The 25947-nt window shown below is 40.8% G+C and carries 28 protein-coding genes and 1 pseudogene; 20 read left to right on the forward strand and 9 right to left on the reverse strand.

Translation table 11 applies throughout. From position 1 onward, the window contains the following. Nucleotides 1-532: pseudogene (locus CWATDRAFT_RS14890) on the reverse strand (transposase); the annotation flags it as partial. Nucleotides 533-711: 179 nt separating this feature from the next. On the opposite strand from CWATDRAFT_RS14890, the gene CWATDRAFT_RS14895 reads away from it, so the two are divergent. Further along, entirely contained in the window at nucleotides 712-2355 is a 1644-nt protein-coding gene (locus CWATDRAFT_RS14895; RefSeq protein ID WP_050018357.1) for a hybrid sensor histidine kinase/response regulator, read from the forward strand. 267 nt (nucleotides 2356-2622) lie between these two features. Beyond that, the gene (locus CWATDRAFT_RS14900) at nucleotides 2623-4257 is read left to right on the forward strand and encodes a response regulator (protein WP_007305796.1); all 1635 of its coding nucleotides are present in this window, start codon (nucleotides 2623-2625) and stop codon (nucleotides 4255-4257) included. A 119-nt stretch (nucleotides 4258-4376) separates the two neighbouring features. Here CWATDRAFT_RS14900 and CWATDRAFT_RS14905 read toward each other — a convergent pair whose 3' ends face one another. The 8 genes from CWATDRAFT_RS14905 to cysE all read right to left on the reverse strand — a co-directional run bounded on the left by CWATDRAFT_RS14905 (nucleotide 4377) and on the right by cysE (nucleotide 8935). Then, complete coding sequence (locus CWATDRAFT_RS14905) at nucleotides 4377-4805, reverse strand: ArsC/Spx/MgsR family protein (RefSeq protein ID WP_007305829.1); 429 nt, start codon at nucleotides 4803-4805, stop codon at nucleotides 4377-4379. After that, a complete protein-coding gene (locus tag CWATDRAFT_RS14910; RefSeq protein WP_232287112.1) occupies nucleotides 4805-5344 on the reverse strand; it encodes a (2Fe-2S) ferredoxin domain-containing protein in 540 nt (179 codons plus the stop codon). The genes CWATDRAFT_RS14905 and CWATDRAFT_RS14910 overlap by 1 nt, the downstream gene beginning before the upstream one ends. A gap of 417 nt (nucleotides 5345-5761) precedes the next feature. Continuing rightward, a complete protein-coding gene (gene nifT / locus CWATDRAFT_RS14915) occupies nucleotides 5762-5962 on the reverse strand; it encodes a putative nitrogen fixation protein NifT (protein ID WP_007305827.1) in 201 nt (66 codons plus the stop codon). Nucleotides 5963-6023: 61 nt separating this feature from the next. Next, entirely contained in the window at nucleotides 6024-6365 is a 342-nt protein-coding gene (locus CWATDRAFT_RS14920) for a nitrogen fixation protein NifZ (RefSeq protein ID WP_007305826.1), read from the reverse strand. Further along, nucleotides 6352-7485, reverse strand: a complete 1134-nt coding sequence (gene nifV / locus CWATDRAFT_RS14925) for a homocitrate synthase (protein WP_007305825.1) — start codon at nucleotides 7483-7485, stop codon at nucleotides 6352-6354. Before nifV ends, CWATDRAFT_RS14920 begins: the two co-directional genes overlap by 14 nt. Before the next feature lie 29 nt (nucleotides 7486-7514). Then, nucleotides 7515-7727: a DUF2949 domain-containing protein gene (locus tag CWATDRAFT_RS14930; RefSeq protein WP_007305824.1), complete on the reverse strand. Its 213-nt coding sequence runs from the start codon at nucleotides 7725-7727 to the stop codon at nucleotides 7515-7517. A 193-nt stretch (nucleotides 7728-7920) separates the two neighbouring features. Then, the gene (locus CWATDRAFT_RS14935) at nucleotides 7921-8208 is read right to left on the reverse strand and encodes an Asr1405/Asl0597 family protein (protein WP_007305823.1); all 288 of its coding nucleotides are present in this window, start codon (nucleotides 8206-8208) and stop codon (nucleotides 7921-7923) included. Between the two features lie 16 nt (nucleotides 8209-8224). Continuing rightward, nucleotides 8225-8935, reverse strand: a complete 711-nt coding sequence (gene cysE, locus CWATDRAFT_RS14940; protein WP_007305822.1) for a serine O-acetyltransferase — start codon at nucleotides 8933-8935, stop codon at nucleotides 8225-8227. A gap of 1021 nt (nucleotides 8936-9956) precedes the next feature. Here cysE and nifB point away from each other — a divergent pair. From nifB to CWATDRAFT_RS15030, 18 genes are all read left to right on the forward strand, one after another. Continuing rightward, nucleotides 9957-11429: a nitrogenase cofactor biosynthesis protein NifB gene (gene nifB, locus CWATDRAFT_RS14945; protein ID WP_007305797.1), complete on the forward strand. Its 1473-nt coding sequence runs from the start codon at nucleotides 9957-9959 to the stop codon at nucleotides 11427-11429. A 3-nt stretch (nucleotides 11430-11432) separates the two neighbouring features. After that, entirely contained in the window at nucleotides 11433-11633 is a 201-nt protein-coding gene (locus CWATDRAFT_RS14950; protein WP_007305798.1) for a hypothetical protein, read from the forward strand. Nucleotides 11634-11723: 90 nt separating this feature from the next. Beyond that, complete coding sequence (gene nifS / locus CWATDRAFT_RS14955; RefSeq protein WP_007305799.1) at nucleotides 11724-13133, forward strand: cysteine desulfurase NifS; 1410 nt, start codon at nucleotides 11724-11726, stop codon at nucleotides 13131-13133. A gap of 429 nt (nucleotides 13134-13562) precedes the next feature. Continuing rightward, complete coding sequence (gene nifH, locus CWATDRAFT_RS14960) at nucleotides 13563-14453, forward strand: nitrogenase iron protein (RefSeq protein WP_007305800.1); 891 nt, start codon at nucleotides 13563-13565, stop codon at nucleotides 14451-14453. 196 nt (nucleotides 14454-14649) lie between these two features. Beyond that, the gene (nifD, locus tag CWATDRAFT_RS14965; protein ID WP_007305801.1) at nucleotides 14650-16086 is read left to right on the forward strand and encodes a nitrogenase molybdenum-iron protein alpha chain; all 1437 of its coding nucleotides are present in this window, start codon (nucleotides 14650-14652) and stop codon (nucleotides 16084-16086) included. A 209-nt stretch (nucleotides 16087-16295) separates the two neighbouring features. After that, nucleotides 16296-17831, forward strand: coding sequence for a nitrogenase molybdenum-iron protein subunit beta (gene nifK, locus CWATDRAFT_RS14970; RefSeq protein WP_007305802.1), 1536 nt, complete (start codon nucleotides 16296-16298; stop codon nucleotides 17829-17831). Between the two features lie 197 nt (nucleotides 17832-18028). Then, nucleotides 18029-18331, forward strand: coding sequence for a Mo-dependent nitrogenase C-terminal domain-containing protein (locus CWATDRAFT_RS14975; RefSeq protein ID WP_007305803.1), 303 nt, complete (start codon nucleotides 18029-18031; stop codon nucleotides 18329-18331). A gap of 89 nt (nucleotides 18332-18420) precedes the next feature. After that, nucleotides 18421-19839, forward strand: coding sequence for a nitrogenase iron-molybdenum cofactor biosynthesis protein NifE (gene nifE, locus CWATDRAFT_RS14980; protein ID WP_007305804.1), 1419 nt, complete (start codon nucleotides 18421-18423; stop codon nucleotides 19837-19839). A gap of 176 nt (nucleotides 19840-20015) precedes the next feature. Next, on the forward strand, nucleotides 20016-21380 hold the full coding sequence (nifN, locus tag CWATDRAFT_RS14985) for a nitrogenase iron-molybdenum cofactor biosynthesis protein NifN (RefSeq protein WP_007305805.1): 1365 nt from the start codon (nucleotides 20016-20018) through the stop codon (nucleotides 21378-21380). Between the two features lie 54 nt (nucleotides 21381-21434). Continuing rightward, a complete protein-coding gene (gene nifX / locus CWATDRAFT_RS14990) occupies nucleotides 21435-21857 on the forward strand; it encodes a nitrogen fixation protein NifX (protein WP_007305806.1) in 423 nt (140 codons plus the stop codon). Between the two features lie 135 nt (nucleotides 21858-21992). Beyond that, complete coding sequence (locus CWATDRAFT_RS14995; RefSeq protein ID WP_007305807.1) at nucleotides 21993-22469, forward strand: NifX-associated nitrogen fixation protein; 477 nt, start codon at nucleotides 21993-21995, stop codon at nucleotides 22467-22469. A 79-nt stretch (nucleotides 22470-22548) separates the two neighbouring features. Then, entirely contained in the window at nucleotides 22549-22785 is a 237-nt protein-coding gene (locus CWATDRAFT_RS15000) for a CCE_0567 family metalloprotein (protein WP_007305808.1), read from the forward strand. Continuing rightward, nucleotides 22782-23129: a nitrogenase-stabilizing/protective protein NifW gene (gene nifW, locus CWATDRAFT_RS15005; protein ID WP_007305809.1), complete on the forward strand. Its 348-nt coding sequence runs from the start codon at nucleotides 22782-22784 to the stop codon at nucleotides 23127-23129. Before CWATDRAFT_RS15000 ends, nifW begins: the two co-directional genes overlap by 4 nt. Nucleotides 23130-23248: 119 nt before the next feature. Then, nucleotides 23249-24046, forward strand: coding sequence for a HesA/MoeB/ThiF family protein (locus CWATDRAFT_RS15010; RefSeq protein ID WP_007305810.1), 798 nt, complete (start codon nucleotides 23249-23251; stop codon nucleotides 24044-24046). Nucleotides 24047-24095: 49 nt separating this feature from the next. Beyond that, on the forward strand, nucleotides 24096-24449 hold the full coding sequence (locus tag CWATDRAFT_RS15015; protein WP_007305811.1) for a HesB/IscA family protein: 354 nt from the start codon (nucleotides 24096-24098) through the stop codon (nucleotides 24447-24449). Nucleotides 24450-24546: 97 nt separating this feature from the next. Then, a complete protein-coding gene (locus tag CWATDRAFT_RS15020; RefSeq protein WP_007305812.1) occupies nucleotides 24547-24921 on the forward strand; it encodes a 2Fe-2S iron-sulfur cluster-binding protein in 375 nt (124 codons plus the stop codon). Nucleotides 24922-24968: 47 nt separating this feature from the next. Further along, nucleotides 24969-25445, forward strand: a complete 477-nt coding sequence (locus tag CWATDRAFT_RS15025) for a hypothetical protein (protein ID WP_232287113.1) — start codon at nucleotides 24969-24971, stop codon at nucleotides 25443-25445. Beyond that, nucleotides 25435-25788: a hypothetical protein gene (locus CWATDRAFT_RS15030; protein ID WP_007305813.1), complete on the forward strand. Its 354-nt coding sequence runs from the start codon at nucleotides 25435-25437 to the stop codon at nucleotides 25786-25788. Before CWATDRAFT_RS15025 ends, CWATDRAFT_RS15030 begins: the two co-directional genes overlap by 11 nt. Nucleotides 25789-25947: the final 159 nt, after the last annotated feature.

The raw sequence follows: 25947 nt of genomic DNA on the forward strand, positions 1-25947 counted from the left end.
AATAAGTCGAGCCGGTACCATAAGTACTTAGGGTAGGTTTTATAAGACTCTAAAAAAAATCGACAAAAGATTTTCCAATGGCTTCAAAGTTGGGTTCTATTTTATGATAACGACTCGTTTTTTGGTCGAGAATAGTCTCAGGACAATATTCCAATCTATTAATTGTACTTTTTCCAGCTAACCATCCCTTTTTATCTTCAAGTTCATTAAGCTTTTCTAAAGCGATCTTAAGGGCAGGATCGTGACGTAATTTATCATGGTCATTGACATCTTCATAGCCTAAAATAATTCCATAAAGCCTTTGTGCTAATAACTCATGAACGGAATGGTCTACATAAGATTGATGACGATGATCTTGAAAACAGTTACCAAACTTCTCCGTAATTCCCAGTTTTTTATCCAACTCAGCTATCCAGACAATCCCCGCATCTGAAGTGATTAGTCCCCCATCAAAATTAGCGATTATTTCTTTTCCTTTCTGTTTACTAAAGTTGATTACTTGACGAGGGGTTCGGGGATGACTGGGACTCATTAAATCAGTTTAAGGTAAATTGCTTTAATAATTAAATTATAGCATATTTTATTCTAACAATCTAGTACTATTAGAGATTTTATTAATAATTTTTTTGGAAAAATGAGTGATTGATTTATCTTTTCATCTTTGTCTAATTCGGGTTGATTTTAACTTAAAATCTGACAACAGACTGTTGGTTGGGGAAATCTGCGATCGCTCTGTTCAAACCCACTTCCTGTAAGGCTTCTGTGTTTGGCGATCGCAGATTTTGTGAGAAATTCGGGTATAGTGATCTGCATTTAATCTCTCAAGAACAAATAGAAAGCATTGTCCAACTACAAGAAGTAACCTCAGATATCGACTTAGGGTTACAAAAAATGACCCAAGCGGTTCAAGACTTCAACCAAACCACGCGATCGCTACAAAAGAATGTCACCACCACCCAGATGCAACCCTTTGCAGACTTGGTTAAACCCTTTCCTCGCTTGGTACGGGATCTTAATTTACGGTGGCGTAAACAAGTTAATCTGAAAATTGAAGGGGAAAGCACCCTGATCGATCGCACCATGATCGAAACCCTCAACGCTCCTTTAATGCACCTGATCCGTAATGGGTTTGCTCATGGTATCGAAGACTCTACTACTCGCATCAAAGCAGGGAAACCCCCAGAAGCAACCATCACCCTCCAAGCAGTTAACCGAGGTACAGAAACCCTGATCACCGTCAAAGACGATGGTAACGGTATTGACACCCATAAAATTTGTCAACGGTTACGAAAAATGGGGATCAGCGACGCAGAAATCGCTCAAATGTCCACTCCAGAAATTATTGACTATATTTTTCAACCTGGGTTTAGTACCAGCGAGGAAGTCACGGAACTTGCTGGCCGTGGGGTGGGGATGGACGTGGTTAAAACCAGTCTGGAAGAGATCCGTGGGGATATTCGAGTTAACAGCGAACCCCGAAAAGGAACCACTTTCATCATCAGAGTTCCCTTTACCCTCTCCATTTTACGGGTGATGTTAATCGAAAGTTCTGGCCTCATTTTTGCTGTCCCTGCTAACAGTGTAAAAGAAGTCTTCCCTTTAGAAGTTGAAGGAGTGAACGACTTAACAGAAATTACCTGGCAAGAAGAAACCGTCCCCTTATTACATCCCGAAAAAAGTCTCCGGTTCAACCGACCCCATAAACCCTTTGAAATGTCTGGTTATCCCGTGATCAATAAACCCATTGCTTTAATTGTTGGTAGTGATAATAGTTTGGGTGCCATTCATATTGATCGGGTTTGGAGTGAACCAGAAGTCACGGTTAGACCTATTGAAAGTCCTTTACCCCTACCCATGGGTATCATCAGTTCGATGATGTTAGGGGATGGTAGAGTTGTTCCTTTGGTCGATCCGGTGCAACTTCTAGAAGACTTCTTAAACAAGGGATCTCAACCTATTTCCCCAACTTCTCAACCTTCAACCGAAAATACGGCTAAAACAATTCTAGTAGTAGATGACTCTATTAATGTACGTCGTTATGTCACCTTAACCCTAGAAAAAGCTGGTTATCAAGTGGAACAGGCAAAAGATGGACAAGATGCAGTGGATAAGCTAGTTTCAGGACTTGTGGTAGATGGGGTTATTTGTGATATCGAAATGCCACGACTAGATGGTTATGGGGTACTCGAAGAACTGAAAACTAAATCAGAGTTTCGCTCTTTACCCATTGCTATGTTGACTTCTCGTAGTAACGAGAAACATCGTAAGTTAGCCCTCAACTTAGGTGCAGCGGCCTATTTCTCTAAACCTTACAACGAACAAGAATTACTGCAAACCCTGCACAGTCTTTTGTAAGGGGAATATGATCCCCCCTAACCCCCCTTAAAAAGGGGGGAATGATCATAAGTCACCCTTGGTAAGGGGGATGGAGGGGGATCTCAAAACTTCAGCTTGACTTAACCAAAACCAGATTAAAACAATTTTCTACATTCTACATTTTCTATCATGAACAACTCTTTTCAACCAATTCAAATCTTACAAGATGCCGCCGCTAAATGTAAAAGCGGTCATCTACAAATTACAGCTAACTAAGTAACTTGGGACTTATACTTTACAGGAGGAATGCTAGAAAATGCAACCCATTCTTTACAGTCCCTCGCTACAATGCAACATTATCTACTCAGAAATAATCAAGAGTCTATAGCTAAAATAGTCCCCAATGTAGCCAAAAATTTTCCCCCAAGACAGCCTTTACTTCCTAGTATTTTAAAGCAGTTAGGACAGAAAAATCATTTAACTGCTGATGAGGTATTGAGTTTAAAAACAGACCTCATCGAAGATGCTTTAGAATCGTATCTATGGTTAAGAGAAGGAGAATATCATTGGCGTGATGATCAACCTCTATCTTCTCATCATACAACCATAAAAGGGGATGATTGTTTCATCATATCTAATTTATTGGACAATCTGATCATCAGAATGAAAGCATGGCAAAAATTGTCTGCTGTTATCTCTTCTCCCTATCAGCGTCTTTTCTGTGCTAACCCTGCTTTAATACAGCAAAAAGTTCCTTCTGGAAATCTTAATCCCACCGCCTTAGAAAAATTAGTTAAGTTGATGCAAGGCAAAACCCTGCGTCAAATTAGTCTTTTTTTAAAGCAAGATGAATTAAAGGTTGCTCAATTATTATTTCCCTATCTTCAGAGCAATATTCTACAATTAAAATCTCCTCAACCGACTCTAGAAAAACTCCCTTGTATTCCTCCTTTAAAACCAACCAATACACTAAATAAAAACCCAAATAACCCACAACCACGTAATAATTATCAGCCTACCCAAAGCCAACAAAAGAAAACCTATAAAATTGTTTGCATCGATGATAGTCCCACTATTTTAGACATGATTAAAGCCTATTTAGAAGAGGCAGAATACGAAGTTATTACCATAGATAATCCCACGCAGTCCCTTACCTGTTTGTTTAAACATAAGCCAGATTTAGTGTTAATTGATTTTTCCATGCCTGGTATTAATGGCAATAAACTTTGTCGTATTATCAAAACCAGTCCTTTGTTTAAGAATACTCCTCTAATTATGATCAGTGGTAATAGTAAAATGTTGACCCCTGAAAATATGAAAGAAGCAGGAGCAATAGACTATTTAGCTAAACCTTTTTGTAAGGAACAATTGCACAATATTGTTAATAAATATTTGTCTAATAATAGCAAAGTTAATCAACGTTTAACCAAAGGAAAAAATGATACTCAATCTTCTTTTAAACCCGTAGAAAAACCTAATATTAAACAATCTGAAGATTTAGATAGAAAACCAATAACAATTACGAGAAATGAGCAAGATATCGATCCCATTACTGGCCTAGCTAACCGTCAATGTCTTGAGCAGTATTTATCTGGAATTACTAAAAATACTGAAAACACAAAATCTTCTTTTAGTTTAATATTTATCAAGATCAATAATTTAATCGATATTCAAGACACTTTAGGAGAAACAGAAAGGGATAACACTCTACGGAATGTGACAAAACAGATGCACTCTTTAGTAAGAGCAAATGATGTTGTCGGGCGTTGGAGTGATAATGAGTTTGTGATTGTTTTTAATAATATTGAGCATCCCAAAATTCTTGCACATATTAGCCAACGAATTCTTAATACTATTAAACAATCTCCCCTTCTAGTAGAGAATCAATTGAATTTAAAATTGAGTCATACTGTCAAAATTAATTCCTTAGTTGGGGCTTAATTAATTAACAATTAAAAAAATAAAAAATTCCTAACCATAACATTACCTATTATGATTAGGAATTCAAAGAGATTACTTGTACATCGAAATGACAATTATTCATTGTCCATTGTCCATTATCAATTATCTGATGTACAAGATTTTTCCTCATGACTACGGGGACAAGTTTCTAAGTCTTCAGTCACGGGTTTATCTGGGTTTAAACCGATCCAAGCATCAATTTTTTCAGGATCAAAACCTACCCGAAAAACCCCATCGACATGAATTAAAGGGCGACGAATTAATAAGGGATCAGCTATCATTAATTCTAAGGCTTGTTCCTCGTTTAAATTATCAGGAATAACCTCACCAGACTTAATTCTCGGCGCACTAGGATTAAACCATAAATTAATAGGCAAATCACCAAAAAAGAGACGCAGATTTTCAGGTTTCCAAGGTTCAGTTAAGAGACTTTTTTCTTCTAAATTGTGACCAGCTGCTAATAATAAATTTTTCTGTTTTGTGTTATTACGGCAACCAGGTTTCTCGTAAAAGGTAACGTTAGCCATTATTTTTTCCCAGAGGTAATATAGTGTTCTTCTAGTAATCCTGCAATGTTTTTAGGATTGGGTTTACTATGTTTAGATCTCCCCGGCATTAAGATCATATTAGGGGCTTTTCCACAGCGTTTTTGACAGCCAGTTTTCTGGATGGTTACGTGCTTTTCTAACCCTAAATTAGAGATAGTTTTTTCGAGGACACCATATAGTTTTTTACCTCCTCTTTTGGCACAATCAGACTTATTACAGATCAGGATTTTACCTTTTTTTGCACAAGCTTTACCTTTACCCATAGCATTAGTCTCCTCTTGTGGATTACATTTTACGTCACAACTGAGCCTGTCAATTTCATAAGCTTTCAATTTTAACTTAGTAAATTTTTCCTTCTTAAACTCCTGTTCTCCTGTTATTGAAATCCAATCTCCAGGTAATAAGTTTAAAAAGTGGGTATCCTGTAAACTTTTATCAATTTTAATCCTTAATTCTCTTTCTCCAACTGCTAGAATTAAAGATTTTGCTTGACCATTAGACTTATAAATAAAGCCCACAAACTTGCCTTGTAATTGAAAGGGAATTATTTCACTAGAATGAATTGAACTCATGACAGCTTTCCTTAAAGGATGGAGGAAGTATCGGTTACCAGTTATCAGTTATCGGTTGTTGCTCACTGCTCACTGTTGACTGAGAAAATTACCATTTTTTTTGAAGTGATGAGAGATTTTGTCAATTAAAATGACAATTAAGTTCATCTAAGGTTTTGCTAGATTACTCAACCCAAAGTCAAATTATAAATTCTCTCAATAAGTAAGAAAAATGGTGTAAAAAACTTGAAGAAAGGGGCTTAATTCAGTTATCAGTTACCAGTTATCAGTTACCAGTTGTTGCTCACTGTTAACCGCTCACTGTTCACTGTTCACTGTTCAATGTTTAATGTTTAATTAAGCCCGATAAAAACTGGAGGAAGACTAAAGACGTTTTGCCTCTAAGGTTTGGGGCAAAGTGGTTTCATCGGTAAGCTCAGGAAATTTTAATTTCCAACCGTTGGCTAAGGTTAAAACTTTGCCGTTTCCTTCAACGGTTTGTTCAACAACCAATTCTTCTAAATCTTTTTTGGGAACATAAACAGATAAATTTCCCTCATCGGTGTTACTTAGCATAACTTTCATAGCATAACTCCTGAAATAGTTGACAATTGACAATTGATGGTTGATAGTTTTTAACTATTAACTAAACCTGAGACTCTTGTAGAGAAGGTTCGACGGTTTCCACGATTTCTTCATCATCGGTATCATCAATAAAAGGTTCATCCGCAGGAACCAATTCTTTACGACGACAGCCAACAACATAACCATTTTCGAGGAAATGAACGGCATAAATGTAATAACTTTGCAAATAGGTGCCAATGCCAACAACATAACCCACATCGCCTTTTTTGGCTAAGGTTTCGCCTATTTCTTTCCCAGGAAATGTCCCATCATTGCGAATCATTTTCCGCAGACGAACCTTTTGTTCCATTTCAAAAACCGGTGGATCATTGAGTTCAATTTCACCTGCACTATACAATCCCATGAGACATACTCCTATTAGATACAACATAAAGTAACTCTTCAACGGTTAGACTGCGTTTCATTTGCACCGATAAATGGCGCACGGAGTCTAACACCACTTGGGACTCTTCATGGTTTAAACGAATACCATGTTGACTCAATACATTGGTCAATAAATGTCGTCCCGAATGTTTGCCCACCACTAAACGGCGTTTCCAACCCACCTCATCGGGGGAAAAGGGTTCGTAGGTTTGGGGGTTTTCTAAGACACCGTGGGCGTGAATACCCGACTCGTGGGCAAAAACATTGTCCCCGACGATCGCCTTCCAAGGGGGAAGGGCAATACCAGAGGCAGCTATCACCTGTTGAGATAATTCCCGTAGGCGAGAGGTTTCTATGGCTAAATCAACCTGATAGAGTCGTTTGAGAGCCATAATCATCTCTTCTAAGGCCGCATTACCAGCTCTTTCTCCCAAGCCGTTAACGGTGGTATTAACCGCCGTTGCCCCTGCTTGCAACCCGGCTAAGGCGTTAGCAGTAGCTAAACCAAAGTCATTGTGGGTGTGCATTTCAATGGGAATCTTCAGGCACTCAACCAATTTTCCCACTTTTTGCGCCGTGGTTAAAGGCTCAAGAATGCCCACCGTATCGCAAAAACGGAAACGTGAAGCACCTAAAGACTGAGCAAACTGAGCTACTTCGAGTAAAAAGGATTCATCCGCCCTCGAAGCGTCTTCAGCCCCCACAGAAACAAATAAATCCTGATCTAAAGCAAAATTCAGACTATCTTTTAAGCGTTGCCAAACAAGATTAGTTTTTCCTTTAAATTTTGCCTTAATTTGAATTTCAGAAACAGGGACAGAGATATGAACCCTTTTTAAGCCACAGGCAATGGAGGCTTCTATATCGGAACGGACGGCACGGTTCCAGCCTAAAAGCTTGGCCTTTAAACCTTTTTGGACAATGGTGGTGATGGCTTGGGCTTCTGAGCCTCCCATAGCAGGGATACCCACTTCCAATTCAGGAATACCCATACTATCCATCATCGAAGCGATCGCTATTTTTTCGGCGGCACTGAAAACAATACCAGCAGCTTGCTCCCCGTCCCGTAGGGTTGTATCATTGATATGAATATTTGTCAAGGCTTAATCCTCCTCAGATTGACCAATAATTAGGGAGCTTGGAACTGAATTTGAGCATCTAGCCAATCCCAAATTCTTTGTAGTTCTCCCAAAGAGATTAAGCCATATTGCCAAAGCAACATAGGAATAGGATCTCCTGGTTGTCTTCGGTTCTTGATGACCACTGCTAGGTCATCCCGTGATAAGGCCATCTCTTGTTGCAAGAATTGACTAAATTCCGTAGAAATTGAATTGTTTTCCATGACAGCACTGAGAAGTTCAGTTATCTAGATAGTGATCAAGTAACTGAGAAAACCGGAAAGCGGTTTCAGAGGAAAAAACCTAACTTTAATAATAATAATTAGCGTTCTGGATGGGGTAAAAACCCCAAGCAAGGCCATTGATTAGTGAATTTTCTCAGTGTTTTGTCGGTGAGCTAGGCAGAGATTCACGATTTTACAGTTGTCTATTTTGATAAGACTTAACGGACTCATAATCAACCGTTTGCCAACATCGCTCTAGCCAGGTGATTAACTCTTGACGGGGAGCGATAGTTCTAAAGACTACGCTGCGCAGTAAAATAGCATGGATTCCATTTTCTATTTCTACCCACAACGAGCCATCTTCAGGACACCAGCAGGGAATTTTTAATTCTTGAAGACGTTGACAAACAGTCCAGCGATCGCAGCGAGAAACTTTCTCAACTTGACTGATTAGAGCATCGGAATGATAAGGTTGCATCATAATTGTAAGGTAAAGGTCAAGATAGTTTTTGTATCTTTTGTTCCAATTTTTCAATTCTGTCCAATAAAGTCCGAATCACTTGACCTTCAACATCTGGTAATTTACCGTGTTCTAAAGGACAAAATGGACCACTACGGGAGATAATACGACCAGGAACTCCTACTACAGTACAATCGTGAGGAACATCGTCTAAAACGACAGATCCTGCTCCAATACGAACCTGACTACCAATGCAAATATTGCCTAAAACTTTAGATCCGGCTCCCACAATTACCGAATGGCCTAAAGTGGGATGACGTTTACCGCTTTCTTTTCCGGTACCACCAAGGGTAACATTCTGGTAAATTAGGCAATCATCGCCAATAATAGCCGTTTCTCCAATCACCACCCCCATACCATGATCGATAAACACCCCTTTACCAATGGTAGCTCCAGGATGAATTTCAATTCCCGTGAGGAAACGGGCAATATGAGAGAGCAAACGGGGGAAAAAAGGCAAATGGCGTTGCCATAGGTAATGAGATAGACGATGGATGGCTAAAGCGTGTAAACCCGGATAGCAACACACCACTTCTAACCAATGATGAGCGGCGGGATCTCTTTTAAAAATAATTTGAAAATCTTGCCGTAAAACGCTCAATAGGTTAGCCTCAGAAGTACGCGCCTCTGCTATCGAGCTTTTTGAGGGACTTCCATGACGCTCTCTGACTGGGAGTGATCCAAACATTAAATTCCGTGCTTACGCATAGACTTAGTTGTTATGCTTATACCAAGCCCTCTATTTGCCCCATGGGCAAAGATGGTGAGTTAAATTCATTGGATTTATTAGTGGGTAAGTCCCTTTGAGAAAAGCTAGATATATTCAACGTTTCAAGGATTTAAAAAGTTTTTATGGGGTCGGGGGACAAGTATTTTTTGACAGGGGATAGAGTATTTTTTGGGCTTGGGTTTTGTATTTATGTACTCAGGCATAATCAGCATCTAGCAAGACTTTGAAACCTTTTCTGTCCCTATAATAGCCCAAATGGGGGACTACTCAAAATTAAAAAACTATAAAGGGGCTATAAGTACCATCAAATCTAAGTTTTAGCTATGTTATACCCCTTTCACTCGAACTTAAGCGGTTTGTAACAAATTTATCAACTAGAAAATGTTACATTGGATACAGAATTGAATTCCGTGACAGCACTGGGGAGGCAAGAGGAAGCTAACTCGGTGTTTCTTTTAAAAGTGAGGAGTGAATAGTGAATAGTGATCTTAAATTGGTGAGTGGTGAGTGGGAAATTAGAGGGAAAAAAGCCAAGAATAATAGGGTCAAAGCCTTACGTGATCAGACTTAGAGCCTGAGTACAGAAATGCCTGACTCCCTCTGTAAAAATACAGGAGCCTCCCCCAATAAATACCCGTACCCCGTACCCAAAAATTTTTTTTGTAGCCTCAAACCCTTGTATTTAGAGGGGTTGAGGATATGAGTACAGATTAAGTAATCCAATCAATCCCAACCTACTCACAAACACCGGACCCAAAATGAGGGGGGTGGTATAAATGACATAACGCCGAAGACATACAGTTCATTGTTTTTATATTGCTCGTTATAAAGTCTTTGACTAATTCCTCTAACAACAATGGCAGCTTGGGCAACAACAGCATCATGAGATAAAAACTTTTCCTCTGTTTTTCCTATGTGCAGCCCTCATGCCTCTTGTTTTTAGTCAAACTTTAATCCATCCTCTAACTCACGGAATTCAATGTTACAATCTACTGGTCTCATTAACCCTAACGCATCTACGGCTACAAAAGCGGCTCCTAAGGGGAACTCATTCATTCCCAATGCTAAAGGAGGTTGTGCTTGTCCTTCAAGTGGAGATAGCACACAGACTATAGATGCAAGGATTCAAGAAAGAATAGCCAAACACCCTTGTTATAGTGAAGATGCTCATCATCACTACGCACGGATGCACGTTGCTGTTGCCCCTGCTTGTAACATTCAATGCAACTATTGTAATCGTAAATATGACTGTGCTAACGAAAGTCGGCCAGGGGTGGTAAGTGAAGTATTAACCCCGGAAGAAGCGGCCCACAAAGCGTTAGTCATTGCAGGAAAAATTCCCCAAATGACGGTGTTAGGTATTGCAGGTCCTGGAGATCCCTTAGCTAACCCCAAACAAACATTTCGCACCTTTGAATTAGTAGCAGAACAAGCACCAGATATCAAACTCTGCTTATCCAGTAACGGGTTGATGTTACCCGAATATGTAGACCGCATCAAAGAATTGAACATCGATCACGTTACTCTAACCATTAATATGATCGACCCAGAAATAGGAGAGAAAATTTATCCTTGGGTTCGGTATAATCGGAAACGTTATAAAGGAATAGAAGGCGTTAAAATACTTCATGAGAAACAAATGGAGTCCTTAGATGCCCTCAAAGAAGCGGACGTACTTTGCAAAGTCAACTCCGTAATGATCCCCGGCATTAACGATGAACACCTAGCAGAAGTTAACCAAGTAATTCGTTCTAAAGGTGCATTCTTGCACAACATTATGCCCTTAATTTCTGCCCCTGAACACGGAACTCACTTCGGTTTAACCGGACAAAGAGGACCCACCCCCAAAGAGCTAAAAGCTTTACAGGATAAGTGTTCTGGCAACATGAAAATGATGCGTCACTGCCGTCAATGTCGTGCTGATGCTGTGGGTTTACTAGGAGAAGATCGTTCTCAAGAGTTTACCAAAGACAAATTCTTAGAAATGACTCCTGAATACGATCAGGCTAAACGTCAAGAAGTTCATGCAGGTATCGAAAAATTCAACGCCGAACTCAAAGCTGCCAAAGCTCTAAAACAGGCAGAAAAAGAGGCTAACGCACGGAAAATATTAGTTGCAGTAGCCACCAAAGGTAACCGTCTAGTTAACCAGCATTTCGGTCACGCTAAAGAATTCCAAATCTTTGAAGTAGATGGAACTGAGGTTAAATTTGTCGCTCACCGCAAAGTAGATCACTACTGTCAAAGTGGTTACGGTGAAGAAGCAACCCTGGACAACATTATTAAATCCATCTCCGACTGTAAAGGAGTTCTCGCCGCCAAAATCGGTCCTTGTCCCCAAGAAGAACTACGGAAAGCTGGCTTAGAGCCTTACGAAGCCTACGACATCATCGATAACGTGGCCATTAACTTCTACAAAGATTATATGCAGAAAGAAGCATTAGGAGTTTAATGTATGCTCGATACCCTTAGCTATCGTCCTCAAAGTTCCCGAGTTTCCTCAAAAGGAAGTACCTCAACCCCCGTCATCAACCCCCCGAGTTCAACCCCAACGGAAACGGAAAACAACTGTAATACTTGTGTTGATGACTATTCTATTCCTCCCTGTACAGGGTTTTCCAAAGACTACAGTTGTTTTCCCGACCTCAACGATTAATCTAGTACCGCTTTAAATCTATCCTAACGGGCTTAATCTGATTAATTAAGCCCCGACTGACCCCCAAACCCTGACTTCTGGTAAAAACTGATGACAGACTGTATTTATCTAGACAATAATGCAACCACTAAAATAGACGAAGAAGTAATAGGCGCAATGATGCCCTATCTCACCATCTATTATGGTAACCCCTCCAGTATGCACAGCTTTGGGGGACAGGTAGCAAAAGCGGTTCAAAAGGCCAGGGAACAAGTGGCGGCCTTACTCGGGGCTGAACATTCAGAAATTATTTTTACCAGTTGCGGTACAGAAGGAGATAACGCAGCTATCTGTGCAGCCTTAACCGCTCAACCGGATAAACATCATATTATTACTACAGAAGTCGAACACTCAGCGGTTTTAAATTTTTGCAAACATTTAGAAAAACAAGGTTATAGCGTTACTTATCTGGGAGTTGATAGTCAGGGAAGATTGGATCTCGGTGAAGTACAAGCAGCCTTAACCGGTAACACCGCTCTGGTGACCATGATGTACGCTAATAACGAGACAGGGGTTATTTTTCCTGTGGAAGAAGTAGGAAAACTGGCCAAAGAATATGGAGCCTTATTCCATGTAGATGCGGTGCAAGCAGTGGGCAAAGTACCCATGGATATGAGTAAGAGCAGCATCGATCTCTTGACCCTATCTGGTCATAAACTTCATGCTCCCAAAGGTGTCGGTGCTTTATATGCACGTAAAGGAATCAATTTTCCTGCATTTATGATTGGGGGACATCAAGAAAGAGGCCGTCGGGGAGGAACCGAAAATGTCCCTGGTATTATTGCATTAGGAAAAGCTTGTGAGTTAGCACAATCTCACTTAGAAAATCTCTCCCACGAAAGACAGTTAAGAGATTATTTAGAAACCAGCCTTTTAACCTTAATTAGCGATACCGTTGTAAATGGAACTACAGAAGAAAGATTAGCAAATACAACCAATATTGCTTTTAAATATGTAGAAGGAGAAGGTATTTTATCGTCCCTGAATCAATACGGTATTTGTGCCTCAGCAGGTTCAGCTTGTACCTCCGGTTCCATGGAACCCTCCCATGTTTTAAAAGCCATGGGGCTGCCTAACAGTGTACTACAGGGTTCTATTCGGTTTAGTCTTTCTCGTTATACAACCCAAGAAGAGATTAACCGTGTCATTGAGATTGTACCCGATATTATCAGCCATTTGCGCTCAATCACTCCCAGAATAGAAGATGAGACAACTTCATCACCAACAAAAGAACAAGAAAAAGCAAACTTAATTCAACAAATCTTAGAAGAAGAAGTTAAACCCTTCCTAGCTCAAGATGGGGGAGACATAGACTTATACGATATCGAAGGGGATCTAGTGAAAGTAGTTCTCAAAGGAGCTTGTGATGCTTGTCCCAGTAGTACCGCCACCTTAAAACTGGCCATCGAAGCCAGATTAAAGGATCGGGTTGACCCAGAATTGACCGTAATTGCAGTGTAACTGAAAACAGAGAAAAAGGAGAACACTATGTTAACGAGAAAAAAAGGTAGAGAGCGATCGCCTCCTTAAGCATCGCTTCTCAACCCGACGTTATTACAGCAATCGAAGCATAGTTGAGTACAGTTGTAGATGCTCACACTTAGATACAAAGCTAGTTTGACTTCTGACTTCTGACTTCTGACTTCTGTTAGCGTCACCTCTTGACTCAAAGAGTAAAGATTCACAGCCTTTACTCAACCCGAGAAGCCTTCCCTAACCCAGTTAAATTGGCTTCTCACCTGGGAAGATATCTACTGATGTAGAGAGTAAGAATTCTTCTGGGTTTAAAATCCCCATGTTTCCTAACCGAATCAAGAATCATCTCTGCGTCAGCCCTAGATAAATCTTCCTACTGTACACAATCACTCACTAATTTAGCGAGAATCAACCATGCGTCAAATTGCATTCTACGGAAAAGGTGGTATCGGTAAGTCCACCACTTCTCAAAACACCTTAGCTGGAATGGCTCAATCTGGCAATCGCATCATGATTGTAGGTTGTGACCCCAAAGCTGACTCTACCCGTTTAATCCTCAACTGTAAAGCTCAGGTAACTGTATTACACTTAGCTGCTGAAATGGGTTCTGTTGAAGACTTAGAACTCGAAGACGTAATGCTCGAAGGGTTTGAAGGCATCAAGTGTGTAGAATCTGGTGGTCCTGAGCCTGGAGTTGGTTGTGCTGGTCGTGGTATTATCACCTCCATCAACTTCCTAGAAGAAGAAGGAGCTTACGAAGACTTAGAATTCGTATCCTACGACGTATTAGGGGACGTTGTATGTGGTGGTTTCGCTATGCCTATCCGTGAAGGAAAAGCACAAGAAATCTACATCGTTACCTCTGGTGAAATGATGGCGATGTACGCTGCTAACAACATCGCTCGTGGTATCTTAAAATACGCTCACACCGGTGGTGTACGTTTAGGTGGTTTAATTTGTAACAGCCGTAACGTTAACAAAGAGATTGACTTAATCGAAGAGTTAGCTGAACGCTTGAACACCCAAATGATCCACTTTGTACCTCGTTCTAAAATGGTACAAGAAGCTGAATTACGTCGTCAGACCGTTATTCAATACGCTCCTGAATGCGACCAAGCTGAAGAATACCGTCAATTGGGTAACAAGATTGTTGCCAACGAGAAACTCACCATTCCTACTCCCATCGACAACGACGAACTAGAAGAACTGTTGATCAACTACGGTTTACTAGGTTCCGAAGAAGAATACAAGAAAGTTATGGAAGCGGACAGAGCGGCGCAAGAACTCACCAAAAACTCCAAGTAGTCCCTCGGTTTAATTGCATTAAACCTATCTCGCTGGGAAATGGGGGAGTTATATCGAAGTCAGAAGTGTGAAGTTTGAAGTCAGAAGTTTTCTTAATTATTTTGACCTTTTGCTTTTTGCCTTTTGGCTTGCACGTAACGCAAACCCCCCTAACCCCTTTCTATTCCTTCTATAATTCACTTTGAGAGGAAGACCTATGGCAACCGTTGAAGAAAATAAGAAACTTATTGCCGACGTTCTGTCGACTTATCCCGAAAAAGCCGCCAAGAAACGTGCAAAACACCTTGGTGTTTACGAAGAAGGTAAAAGCGATTGTGGCGTAAAGTCTAACAAACAATCCTTACCTGGGGTCATGACCGCCCGTGGTTGTGCCTATGCAGGTTCAAAAGGGGTGGTTTGGGGTCCTATCAAAGATATGGTCCACATCTCTCACGGTCCTGTTGGTTGTGGTTACTATTCCTGGTCTGGTCGTCGTAACTACTACATTGGAACTACTGGGATCGATACCTTCGGTACCATCAACTTTACCTCCGATTTCCAAGAAAAGGATATTGTTTTTGGAGGAGATAAAAAACTCGCAAAAATCGTCGACGAAATCGAAGAATTATTCCCCCTCAATGGTGGTATCTCTGTTCAGTCAGAATGTCCCGTAGGGTTAATTGGGGATGACATAGAGGGTGTCGCTCGTCAGAAGTCCAAAGAAACCGGCAAAGGTATTATTCCTGTACGTTGTGAAGGTTTCCGTGGGGTTTCTCAGTCCTTAGGACACCACATCGCTAACGACATGATCCGTGACTGGGTGTTCCCTGCTGCGGAAAAAGAAGGTCTCGAGTTTGAAGAGACTCCTTATGACGTAGCCATTATCGGTGACTACAACATCGGTGGTGACGCTTGGTCTAGCCGTATCTTACTCGAAGAAATCGGTCTTCGTGTGGTAGCACAATGGTCTGGTGATGGTACTTTCACAGAAATGAAAGTTACCCCCAACGTGAAGTTGAATCTGATCCACTGTTACCGTTCCATGAACTACATCAGTCGTCACATGGAAGAAAAATACGGTATTCCCTGGTTAGAATACAACTTCTTTGGACCTAGCAAAATTGCTGAATCTTTAAGAGCGATCGCTGCACGCTTTGACGAGACTATTCAAGAAAAAGCTGAAGAAGTCATCAAGAAATACCAAAAACAGTGTGATGACATTCTGGCTAAATACCGTCCTCGTTTAGAAGGCAAAACCGTTATGATGATGGTGGGTGGTTTACGTCCTCGTCACGTAGTTCCTGCTTTCAAAGACTTAGGCATGGAAATGATCGGTACCGGTTATGAATTCGCTCACGGTGACGATTATAAGCGGACTTCTCACTACGTTAACGATGCTACCCTCATCTATGATGACGTAACCGCCTACGAATTCGAGGAATTCGTTAAAACCCTCAAACCAGACTTAGTTGCTTCTGGGGTTAAAGAGAAGTATGTCTTCCAAAAAATGGCACTTCCCTTCCGTCAAATGCACTCTTGGGATTACTCAGGACCTTACCACGGTTATGATGGCTTCGCTATCTTCGCCCGTGATATGGACTTAGCCCTTAACAGTCCCACCTGGGGATTAGTTGGCACCCCTTGGAATAAATAGGAGAGGACATCATGGGAGACTTTGGGGACTGGGGGACTTTGGGGACTGGGAGACTGGGAGACTGAGAGAAATGATTGATATATCTTTACCCTGTCATCCCGTCACCCCCTCGCCCCGTCACCCCCTCACCCCGTCACCCCCTCTCCCTCTCTCTCCTTTCTGAGTTTCTTTGTCTGAGATATCCATCCTAAATACCGGAGTTAATACTAATGGCTCAAAACGTAAACAACATTAAGGACCACGTTGATCTGTTTCATCAGCCTGAGTACCAAGAACTGTTTGAAAATAAGAAACAGTTTGAAGGAATGCCCGATGCTGAGAAAGTAAAAGAAGTGGCCGAATGGACCAAAACTTGGGAATATCGGGAAAAGAACTTTGCCCGTGAAGCCCTAACTATTAACCCTGCTAAAGCTTGTCAACCTTTGGGTTCTCTCTTAGCTGCCGTTGGGTTTGAAGGAACTTTACCCTTCGTTCACGGTTCTCAAGGTTGTGTGGCTTACTTCCGTACCCACTTAACCCGTCACTTCAAAGAACCTGTGAGTGCTGTTTCCTCTTCTATGACAGAAAACGCTGCGGTTTTCGGTGGATTAAGAAACATGGTGGACGGTTTAGCTAACGCTTACGCCCTCTACAAGCCCAAAATGATCGCCATCTGTACTACTTGTATGGCTGAGGTTATCGGGGATGACTTGGGTGCGTTCGTCGGTAATGCTCGTCAAGACGGGTCTATTCCTGATGATTTCCCTGTTCCTTTTGCTCATACTCCTAGTTTTGTGGGTTCCCACATCACTGGTTATGACAGCATGATGAAATCTATCTTGGATACCTTAACCGAAGGCAAGAAGGCTGAAACCACCAACGGTAAAATTAACTTCATTCCTGGGTTTGAAACCTATATTGGTAACCTACGGGAACTAAAAAAAATCATCTCTGCGTTTGATTTAGATGCCACCATCTTAGGTGACCACGAAATGTACTTAGATTCTCCCAACTTAGGAGAATTTGAAATGTACCAAGAAGGTACCTCTTTAGAAGATGCGGCTGATTGTATCAACGCTGAAGCAACCATTACCCTACAAACCTACACCACTCCTAAAACTCGTAAAATGATCGAGACGCAGTGGAAGCAAAAAACCCTCACCTATCGTCCTTGGGGTATTAAAGCAACTGATGAGTTCATCATGGGCTTATCTGAGTTGACTGGCAAACCTATTCCTAAAGAGTTTGAACTTGCTCGTGGACGTGCCGTTGATGCTATGACCGATACTCAAGCTTGGCTACACGGTAAGAAAGCTGCGGTTTACGGTGATCCTGATCTAGTTATGGGCTTATTACAGTTCATGTTAGAAATGGGGGTCGAACCAGTTCACGTCTTGGTTCACAACAGCACCAACGCCTTTGAAAAAGAAGCCAAAGAACTCTTAGAGTCTAGTCCCTTTGGACAAAATGCTACTGTTTGGGGTGGTAAAGATTTATGGCATATGCGTTCTTTACTGTTCACCGAACCTGTGGACTTCATTGTTGGTAACTCCTACGCTAAGTATTTAGAGCGTGATACCAAGACTCCTTTAATTCGTATTGGCTATCCTATCTTCGATCGCCATCACTTACATCGCTACTCCACTATGGGGTACGAAGGGGCTATTAACCTCCTCAACTGGATCGCCAACGGAATTCTCGAGTCGTTGGATCGTAAGACAGATACTCCTGCTGTAACGGATATTTCTTTCGACTTAGTTCGTTAATTAGGAAATCTGAAACGAGGGAGATCAGGATGATTCAGGGAGTTTCTACTCCCCCCCTCTCTCTTCGAGAAGGCAAAAGGCAAAAGGCAAAAGTTTGGAATTAATATTTTCTTCCCTTGCTTCCCCTGCACCCTCTGCTTCCTTTACTCTCAACAACTCTCTGCTACTATTTTTAATCATAAGATGAGGAAATGGTTATGACAAGTCCTACTCCTTATTCCACTAATAAAAGATTCACTCTCGACCCCCTTTCCCCCCTAAAACGCTGGCTAGAGCATTTAGAGATCAAAGATCGCTCTTTTGCTCATTTTATTTGTCGGGTGATTCCTTGTTCTTGTCCTTTTGAAAGAACAATAACGGTATTAGGTCATAGGTTGTTCCACATTCCTCCTCTATGTAAATTGAATCCTTTTTACCACCAATTTGTGGGTTTACGACTCAAAGCATTGAGTTATCTTGCTGATGTTTGTGGTGAAAATGTTCAACATTATATTTGTTAAGTAATTGACAATAATTAATTGTTAATTGTTAATTGTTAATTGTTAATTGTTAATTACTAGGTCATTGGTAATTATTAGGGAATCCGGTCATGAAACTAACTAAGGGCAAAATCAACGATTTGCTGACACAACCTGGGTGTGAACATAATCAAAATAAGGAAGGCCAAGGTAAAAATAAGTCCTGTACTCAAACGGCTAACCCTGGTTCTGCTCAAGGAGGTTGTGCTTTTGATGGGGCTTCTATTGCTTTAGTTCCTATCACCGATGCCGCTCATTTAGTTCATGGTCCCATTGGCTGTTCTGGTAATAGTTGGAATAGTCGGGGTAGTCTCTCTAGTGGTCCAATGACTTATAAGATGGGTTTCACCACAGATTTGTCAGAAAATGATATTATTTTTGGTGGTGAAAAAAGACTTTATAAGGCGATATCAAAATTAGTTAAAAAATATAATCCTGCTGCGGTTTTTGTTTATTCAACCTGTGTAACTGCTCTTATTGGTGATGATTTAGATGCGGTTTGTCAGGCTGCTACTAATAAATATGGAAACCCAGTTATTCCTGTTCATGCTCCTGGTTTTGTGGGTAGTAAAAACTTAGGAAACCGTCTCGGAGGCGAGGCATTATTAGATCATGTTGTTGGCACAAAAGAACCAAAATATACCACAGCTTATGATATTAATTTAATCGGTGAATATAATGTTGCCGGTGAAATGTGGGGTGTTCTTCCTCTGTTTAAAAAAGCAGGTATTAATGTTTTAGCCAAGATTACAGGGGATGCTCGTTATGAGGAGGTTTGTTATTCCCATCGGGCAAAACTTAATGTAATGATCTGCTCTAAAGCTTTAATTAATATGGCCACTGCTATGAAAGAAAGCTATAACATTCCTTATATTGAGGAATCGTTTTATGGCATTGCAGACATGAACCGTTGTTTACGGAACATCGCTCAATTTTTTGGGGATCAAGCATTAATAGAAAGAGTAGAACAAATAATAGAAGAAGAAACCGTCAAGTTAAACGTTGCTTTAGCCCCCTATCGGGAACGTCTCAAGGGTAAACGCATGGTGTTGTACACCGGTGGGGTGAAAAGTTGGTCTATCGTTTCCGCCGCCCAAGACTTGGGTATGGAAGTGGTGGCTACTAGCACCAAGAAAAGCACAGAAGAAGATAAGGGACGTATTAAGAAACTTTTGGGTAAAGATGGTATTATGCTGGAAAAAGGTAGCCCAGAGGAGCTTTTGCGGGTCATTGAGAAGACAAATGCTGACCTCTTGGTGGCAGGTGGCAGAAACCAATACACCGCACTGAAGGCGAAGATACCTTTCTTAGATATTAACCAAGAACGTCATCATCCCTACGCCGGTTATATCGGTTTAGTGGAAATGGCCAGAGAGTTAAGCGAAGCGGTTTATAGTCCCATCTGGAAACAAGTTCGTAAACCCTCCCCCTGGGAACTTTGGCAACAGGAACACGAAAGCTTATTGAACTTGGAAGCAGAAGGGGAATAGGAGTTCGGAGTTCGGAGTTCGGAGTTCGGAGTTCAGAGTTAATATATCTCCCCCACACTCCCCGTCACCCAGTCACCCCGTCCCCCCGTCTCCCCGTCACCCCGTCCCCCCGTCACCCCGTCACCCCGTCCCCCCGTCCCCCCGTCTCCCCGTCACCCCGTTACCTCAACAAGAAAATGACAACAATACTAAACCCCCACAAGTCCCTATCAGTCAACCCTTTAAAAATGAGTCAACCATTAGGCGCAGCATTAGCCTTTTTGGGGTTGCGGAAAATGATGCCTTTGTTTCATGGTTCTCAGGGATGTACTGCTTTTGCGAAGGTTGTCTTAGTGCGTCATTTTCGTGAGTCTATTCCTTTGTCTACCACTGCGATGACGGAAGTTAGTACCATTTTGGGTGGGGAAGACAATATAGAAAAAGCGATCTTAACTATTCTTGAAAAATATAATCCTCAAATCATTGGTTTGTTAACCACTGGGTTAACAGAAACAAGAGGGGATGATATGCCTCGTATTTTAAAGTATTTTCGGGAAAAACACCCAGAGTTAGAGAATTTTCCTGTTATTTCTGTGTCTACTCCTGACTATAAGGGATCTTTACAGGATGGTTATGCGGCAGCCGTAGAAGGAATAGTCTCTGCTGACTATAGTAGTGTAGCCGATGATGAACCGCCAATGGTAGGCATGAAACCCCAGGTAACGGTGTTATGTGGTTCCTATATGTCTCCTGGAGATGTAGAAGAGATCAAAGCTGTTATTGAGGGGTTTGGCATCACTCCGATCATGATTCCTGACTTATCTCGTTCTTTGGATGGCCATTTAGAAGATGATTATCATACGGTGACTACTGGGGGAACCAGTTTAACTCAATTAAAACAGTTACACCGTTCTTGTTTAACTTTAGCCATCGGGGAAAGTATGGCCAAAGCTGCCTCAATTTTACAGGAACGTTTTGGCACAAAATATAAAATTTTCCCTCGTTTAGCTGGGTTAGATGCGGTTGATTCTTTGTTATGGGAACTGTCCCAAATTTTAACCGCCCGTTGCGATCATCACTTCCCCATTGTGCCAAATGTACCAGCACATTTACAACGGCAACGCCGTCAGTTACAGGATGTTATTTTAGACACCCATTTCTATTTTGGAGGTAAGAAAGTTGCTTTAGCTTTGGAACCTGATTTACTGTACCAAACCGCTTGGTTATTGACAGAAATGGGGGCAAATATCCAAGCTGCTGTTACTACAACTAAGTCCCCAATTTTGGAAAAATTACCCATAGAAACCGTTACTATTGGCGACTTAGAAGACTTAGAAGAATTGGCAGTAGGTTCAGATTTAATTATTACCAATTCTCACGGTATTTCCCTAGCTAAACGTCTGAAATCCCCCTTATATAGAATGGGTTATCCTGTGTTCGATCGCTTGGGTTTAGGCCAACGCTGTTTGGTGGGTTATCGTGGCACCATGAAGTTTTTATTTGATGTTGGCAATATTCTCATGGAAGAAGAAGCCAAACATAGTCCCGTTGCTCTACACTAAAACGGGTTTACCGCTCAAAGTTTCCCCTAATTTTGTTCATCTGAGAGGAAAAACATGAAAGTTGCATTTACTACTAGCGATAATGTCCATGTCAATGCCCACTTTGGTTGGGCGAAGAATATCGACTTATATGATGTCTCTCCCGAAGGCTTCGATTTTGTCAATACCTTAGAGTTCGGTGGCGACTTAAAAGAAGACGGAAACGAAGACAAATTAGTACCAAAACTAGAAGCATTAGACGGCTGTACTTTACTCTATGTAACGGCTATTGGTGGTAGTGCAGCAGCCCGTTTAATTCGTCAAAATGTAACTCCCATTAAAGCTAGGACAGAAACAGAAAAAATTGACGAAATTCTGACACAATTAGTAAAAACATTAAAAGGAAATCCTCCTCCTTGGTTAAGAAGAGTTCTGCAAAAAGAAGCAGGAATCGAGCCAACGCCCAACTTTTTGGACGACGACGAGGAGGATGAATAAGAAGTGAACAGTGAACAGTGAAAATTGCTAACTGTAAACTAATTATTTGAATGCAAAAATTCTATGAATAATTAACAGCAAAATAGTGTAAAATTGTTCATAGATAACGGAAATATTCTCAGGATAATTGTTATTATGGCAACAACAACAACCAACTCAGAACAACCAACTCTCTTAGTTGCAGACAGTCCTTTTCTAAAAGCATTAGTTCAGCAACTTCGGTCTTACGATAGCTTTGGTGTGTATCGTACTTGGACGGATGAACTTGTTATTGCACCTTACGTTATTCCTAAGAAGAAAAGACGGGAAATTTCCCTAGAAGGAGAGATTGACCCAACCACACAATTACGGATCATCTGTTATTTTCGGGCCATCGCTGCCTTAATAGAACAGGAAACCGGATTATTGTGTCAAGTTGTTGTTGACTTAAACCATGAAGGTTTTGGTTGGGCTTTAGTATGGGGTGGGAAATTAATGGTGGTTTCTCGCAGTTTACGAGATGCTCATCGCTTCGGTTTTGATACCTTAGAAAAGTTAAATGATCAAGGAACTAAATTAGTGAATTCTGCCATTGAATTAGTGCAGAGATTCCCTGAAGTTTCTAAATTGTAATGTAAGCAAGAAGGGAAAATAAAAAGCAATTTATTGTTATTTTTCCCTCAACTTCTAAGTCAAACATGAGGTAAAAATTATGACAGTAGCCACCGAAAATAATCCTACTCCAGAAGCATTTGCAGACCTAAAAAAGAAGGTTCGTAAACTAAATTCTAAAGCCGGACAAATGAAGATGGACTTGCACGATCTAGCCGAAGGACTACCTACGGACTACCAAGATCTCATGGAAACGGCACAAAGAACTTACGATATATTTAGCGAGTTAGATCACCTCAAGAAAAAACTAAAAAACTGGGAGGAAGCCCTAAAATGACTATTACTGTTGATACCCCAAGAACCTTTGCTGAGTTCACCAAACTCATCGACACCGAAGACTACCTAAATTTCTTTGATATTAGTTATGACCCTTCTTTTATTAACGTTAACCGTCTGCATATTCTTAAGCAGTTCTCTATTCTTATCAAGCAAGTCGATAAAGCCTTCCCCGATCTTAGTGAAAGTGAAAGATTAGAGAAGTATAAATTAGCTTTCCAGGAAGCCTACGAACTATTTAAAACCTCTAGTCCCCTGGAAACTAAACTCTTTAAAGTTTTCCAAGATGTTCCCAACAACGTGGTTTTATTGGATGACTTAGCCCAAGAAGCGGAAACCCTTTAATAAGAGTTCGGAGTTCGGAGTTCGGAGTTCGGGAGTTAAATATATCTCTCCAAACTCCCCACCCTTCCCAAACTCCCCACCCTTCCCACACTCTTCCCAAACCTTACCCCCAAGCCGTCATGAACTTCACCCCAACGGAAAGAGAACGTTATTCAAGACAAATACAACTCCCTGGTTTTGGCGAAGAAGGACAAAAACGCCTCAAGGACTCCACTGCTGTAGTAACAGGAGTAGGTGGACTTGGTGGTACAGTTGCTCTCTACTTAGCGGTTGCTGGGGTGGGTAAAATCATTTTAGTTAGGGGAGGGGATTTGCGTCTGGATGATCTCAACCGTCAGATATTGATGACCAATAGTTGGGTGGGGCAACCAAGGGTGTATAAAGCTAGGGAAACCCTGTTAAACATCAACCCAGACATTGAAGTAGAGGCGGTTTCGGAGTTTGTCACAGCAGAGAATATTGACGCTTTGGTACAACAGGCCAATATTGCTTTTGACTGCGCCTTTGACTTTAAGGAACGCCACCTCTTAAACCAAGCTTGTGTTCGTTGGGGGGTTCCTATGGTGGAAGCTGCCATGAGTGGCATGGATGCTTATCTAACCACAGTTATTCCTGGGGAAACTCCCTGTTTATCCTGCATTTTCCCAGAAACCCCGGAATGGGATCGCTGGGGGTTTGGAGTGTTAGGGGCAGTTTCCGGTAGTTTGGCCTGTTTAGCGGCCCTAGAAGGTATCAAACTTTTAACCGGACTCGGAGAACCTTTAACCGGTCAACTGTTGACCATGGACTTAGGTACTGCCACCTTTGCCAAACGTCGTCCTTATCATGATCCTAACTGTCCCGTATGCGGTAACTTTACCAAACAACGGTTAAGCAGTTATCTCCCCAAGCAGGAGGAATTAAAGATTAAGAAGTAAGCAATAGTTCAATTCTAGATTCTATATTCTAAATTCTACATTCTCAATCATGACTGTTACTCTTACTGAAAAAGCTTCTTCAAAACTCCAGAATTTCCTAGAAGGAAAAGCCCTTACTGGTATCCGTGTTGGGGTTAAAACCGGTGGCTGTAATGGCTACGAATACGCCTTAAATTTAGTTAAGGAAGCTAACAACGAAGATGTTTGCTTTGAACAAGATAATGTCCTCATCTATGTTGATCCTAATAGCGTGTCTTTATTAGATGGTGTGGTCATTGATTTTGTGGATAGTTTAACCCAAGGCGGTTTCACCTTTACTAACCCCAATGCAACACAGACTTGTGGCTGCGGTAAATCTTTCGCTACAGCAAACTGCGGTGGCCAAGCCACAGGATGTGGCTAAAAAAAGCTTTGATTTTTAACGGTTATTTCTTCTATTTGAGGAGAAATTAATGGTAAAAAATTAATGGTAAACCTTCCTGTTTTTAAGGAGAACACTTATGACTGCAACCTACAAAGTTCGTCTCATCAAAACTGTCAAAAGGAAAAATAAAGAAACAGGCAAAAAAGAGGAGATCAATCAACTGGATATCAGCTTAGATGTTCCAGAAGATGAGTACATCCTTGAAGCATTTGAAGATGCCATTAACCACGATCAGATTGAGTATCCTGATGGTCTTGAAGAGTTACCTTCTTCTTGTCGTGCAGGATCTTGTTCTAGCTGTCTTGGTAGAATGGTAGAAGGAGAAGTTGATCAGGAAGATCAAAGCTTTTTGGATGACGAACAATTGGAAAAAGGATGGGTACTACTTTGTGTTGCTTATCCTCGTTCAGATTGCACAATTAAAACTCACCAAGAAGCTAATTTGGTATAAACTTGTGACCTATTTTCCTCATCCATCCGCTGAGGAAGTCGTGGCTTATGCCACGACTTTCTATCCCTAATACAAACTTTCAAGGGAAAGATTTTATGGATACTATTCAACAACAAAATAAATCGCTTTCTCCGAGGTTTCCTATGAATTTAAGGTGGAAAAAATTTATTTATAAAACGGCATTTTGGATGATGGGGGAGATTGTTCTCAATCTCTTGGGTTTAGATAATGTCGCCGATTATAGCGAGTTCATTTTTGGTCACGAATTAGAATTATCTAAAAAGAATCACAAAACGGTTAAACTCTCTTGCCTTAAGCCAAAATTTTGTGACAAAATTAAGGAAAGTTGTCCCGTGGATGAAGTTGCTTTACAATTTTCAGATTCCCCAATCGATGATTGTATTACTAATCATCGGGTTTTCTTTAAGAAATGTATAAAAGTTAAACATTATTGTATTAAGGCTTCCTTGTTTTCTGATTTGTCGCACAATTTGAAATGGGAGAATTGTAGGCGTGATACGTGAAAAATTAGTCAAAAAATATCGAGATTTGGTGAGTTATTCTTATCCTTATATTAACTCCCTATTGAATGATTGTTATCTAAAAATTATTGATGGCTGCCTTAATCCTGTTTCTCCACCTTACTATTATTTGGGCATATATTATGTAGGAAGATCGGGAAAAGAAATTGTTTCCTATCAAGAGGAATTGAGAAAGATTGCTAAGACATTTGGTATGATTGATATCGTTTTTCTCGATGCTAAAAGACTAATTCGCGACCCAGTATCAACCCTTAAATCAGAAAATCCCCGTCTTTGGTTAGAACTTTATTGGATCTCTAGCAAGGTAACAACTGACTTAGATTAATACTTAATTATACTCATTGGTTTAAGCCAAAAAGATGATGACAAAATAAAATAACTATGATATAGAAAATTGTTAATTAATAAGTCTCAAAAAGAATAGATAATTATTCAAGTTGTGTATCTCTAGTTACTGTTTAAAATAAGAAAAAAAATTACACTA

It is taken from the genome of Crocosphaera watsonii WH 8501 (assembly GCF_000167195.1).
GTDB classification, from domain to species: Bacteria; Cyanobacteriota; Cyanobacteriia; order Cyanobacteriales; family Microcystaceae; genus Crocosphaera; species Crocosphaera watsonii.

Bases quoted from the DNA above. Each gene is read 5' to 3' on its own strand.
- CWATDRAFT_RS14900 (WP_007305796.1), top strand. From the start codon at position 2,623: ATGCTAGAAAATGCAACCCATTCTTTACAGTCCCTCGCTACAATGCAA.
- CWATDRAFT_RS14905 (WP_007305829.1), bottom strand. From the start codon at position 4,805: ATGGCTAACGTTACCTTTTACGAGAAACCTGGTTGCCGTAATAACACA.
- nifT (WP_007305827.1), bottom strand. From the start codon at position 5,962: ATGAAAGTTATGCTAAGTAACACCGATGAGGGAAATTTATCTGTTTAT.
- CWATDRAFT_RS14920 (WP_007305826.1), bottom strand. From the start codon at position 6,365: ATGGGATTGTATAGTGCAGGTGAAATTGAACTCAATGATCCACCGGTT.
- CWATDRAFT_RS14930 (WP_007305824.1), bottom strand. From the start codon at position 7,727: ATGGAAAACAATTCAATTTCTACGGAATTTAGTCAATTCTTGCAACAA.
- CWATDRAFT_RS14935 (WP_007305823.1), bottom strand. From the start codon at position 8,208: ATGATGCAACCTTATCATTCCGATGCTCTAATCAGTCAAGTTGAGAAA.
- cysE (WP_007305822.1), bottom strand. From the start codon at position 8,935: ATGTTTGGATCACTCCCAGTCAGAGAGCGTCATGGAAGTCCCTCAAAA.
- nifB (WP_007305797.1), top strand. From the start codon at position 9,957: ATGTTACAATCTACTGGTCTCATTAACCCTAACGCATCTACGGCTACA.
- CWATDRAFT_RS14950 (WP_007305798.1), top strand. From the start codon at position 11,433: ATGCTCGATACCCTTAGCTATCGTCCTCAAAGTTCCCGAGTTTCCTCA.
- nifS (WP_007305799.1), top strand. From the start codon at position 11,724: ATGACAGACTGTATTTATCTAGACAATAATGCAACCACTAAAATAGAC.
- nifH (WP_007305800.1), top strand. From the start codon at position 13,563: ATGCGTCAAATTGCATTCTACGGAAAAGGTGGTATCGGTAAGTCCACC.
- nifD (WP_007305801.1), top strand. From the start codon at position 14,650: ATGGCAACCGTTGAAGAAAATAAGAAACTTATTGCCGACGTTCTGTCG.
- nifK (WP_007305802.1), top strand. From the start codon at position 16,296: ATGGCTCAAAACGTAAACAACATTAAGGACCACGTTGATCTGTTTCAT.
- CWATDRAFT_RS14975 (WP_007305803.1), top strand. From the start codon at position 18,029: ATGACAAGTCCTACTCCTTATTCCACTAATAAAAGATTCACTCTCGAC.
- nifE (WP_007305804.1), top strand. From the start codon at position 18,421: ATGAAACTAACTAAGGGCAAAATCAACGATTTGCTGACACAACCTGGG.
- nifN (WP_007305805.1), top strand. From the start codon at position 20,016: ATGACAACAATACTAAACCCCCACAAGTCCCTATCAGTCAACCCTTTA.
- nifX (WP_007305806.1), top strand. From the start codon at position 21,435: ATGAAAGTTGCATTTACTACTAGCGATAATGTCCATGTCAATGCCCAC.
- CWATDRAFT_RS14995 (WP_007305807.1), top strand. From the start codon at position 21,993: ATGGCAACAACAACAACCAACTCAGAACAACCAACTCTCTTAGTTGCA.
- CWATDRAFT_RS15000 (WP_007305808.1), top strand. From the start codon at position 22,549: ATGACAGTAGCCACCGAAAATAATCCTACTCCAGAAGCATTTGCAGAC.
- nifW (WP_007305809.1), top strand. From the start codon at position 22,782: ATGACTATTACTGTTGATACCCCAAGAACCTTTGCTGAGTTCACCAAA.
- CWATDRAFT_RS15010 (WP_007305810.1), top strand. From the start codon at position 23,249: ATGAACTTCACCCCAACGGAAAGAGAACGTTATTCAAGACAAATACAA.
- CWATDRAFT_RS15015 (WP_007305811.1), top strand. From the start codon at position 24,096: ATGACTGTTACTCTTACTGAAAAAGCTTCTTCAAAACTCCAGAATTTC.
- CWATDRAFT_RS15020 (WP_007305812.1), top strand. From the start codon at position 24,547: ATGACTGCAACCTACAAAGTTCGTCTCATCAAAACTGTCAAAAGGAAA.
- CWATDRAFT_RS15025 (WP_232287113.1), top strand. From the start codon at position 24,969: ATGCCACGACTTTCTATCCCTAATACAAACTTTCAAGGGAAAGATTTT.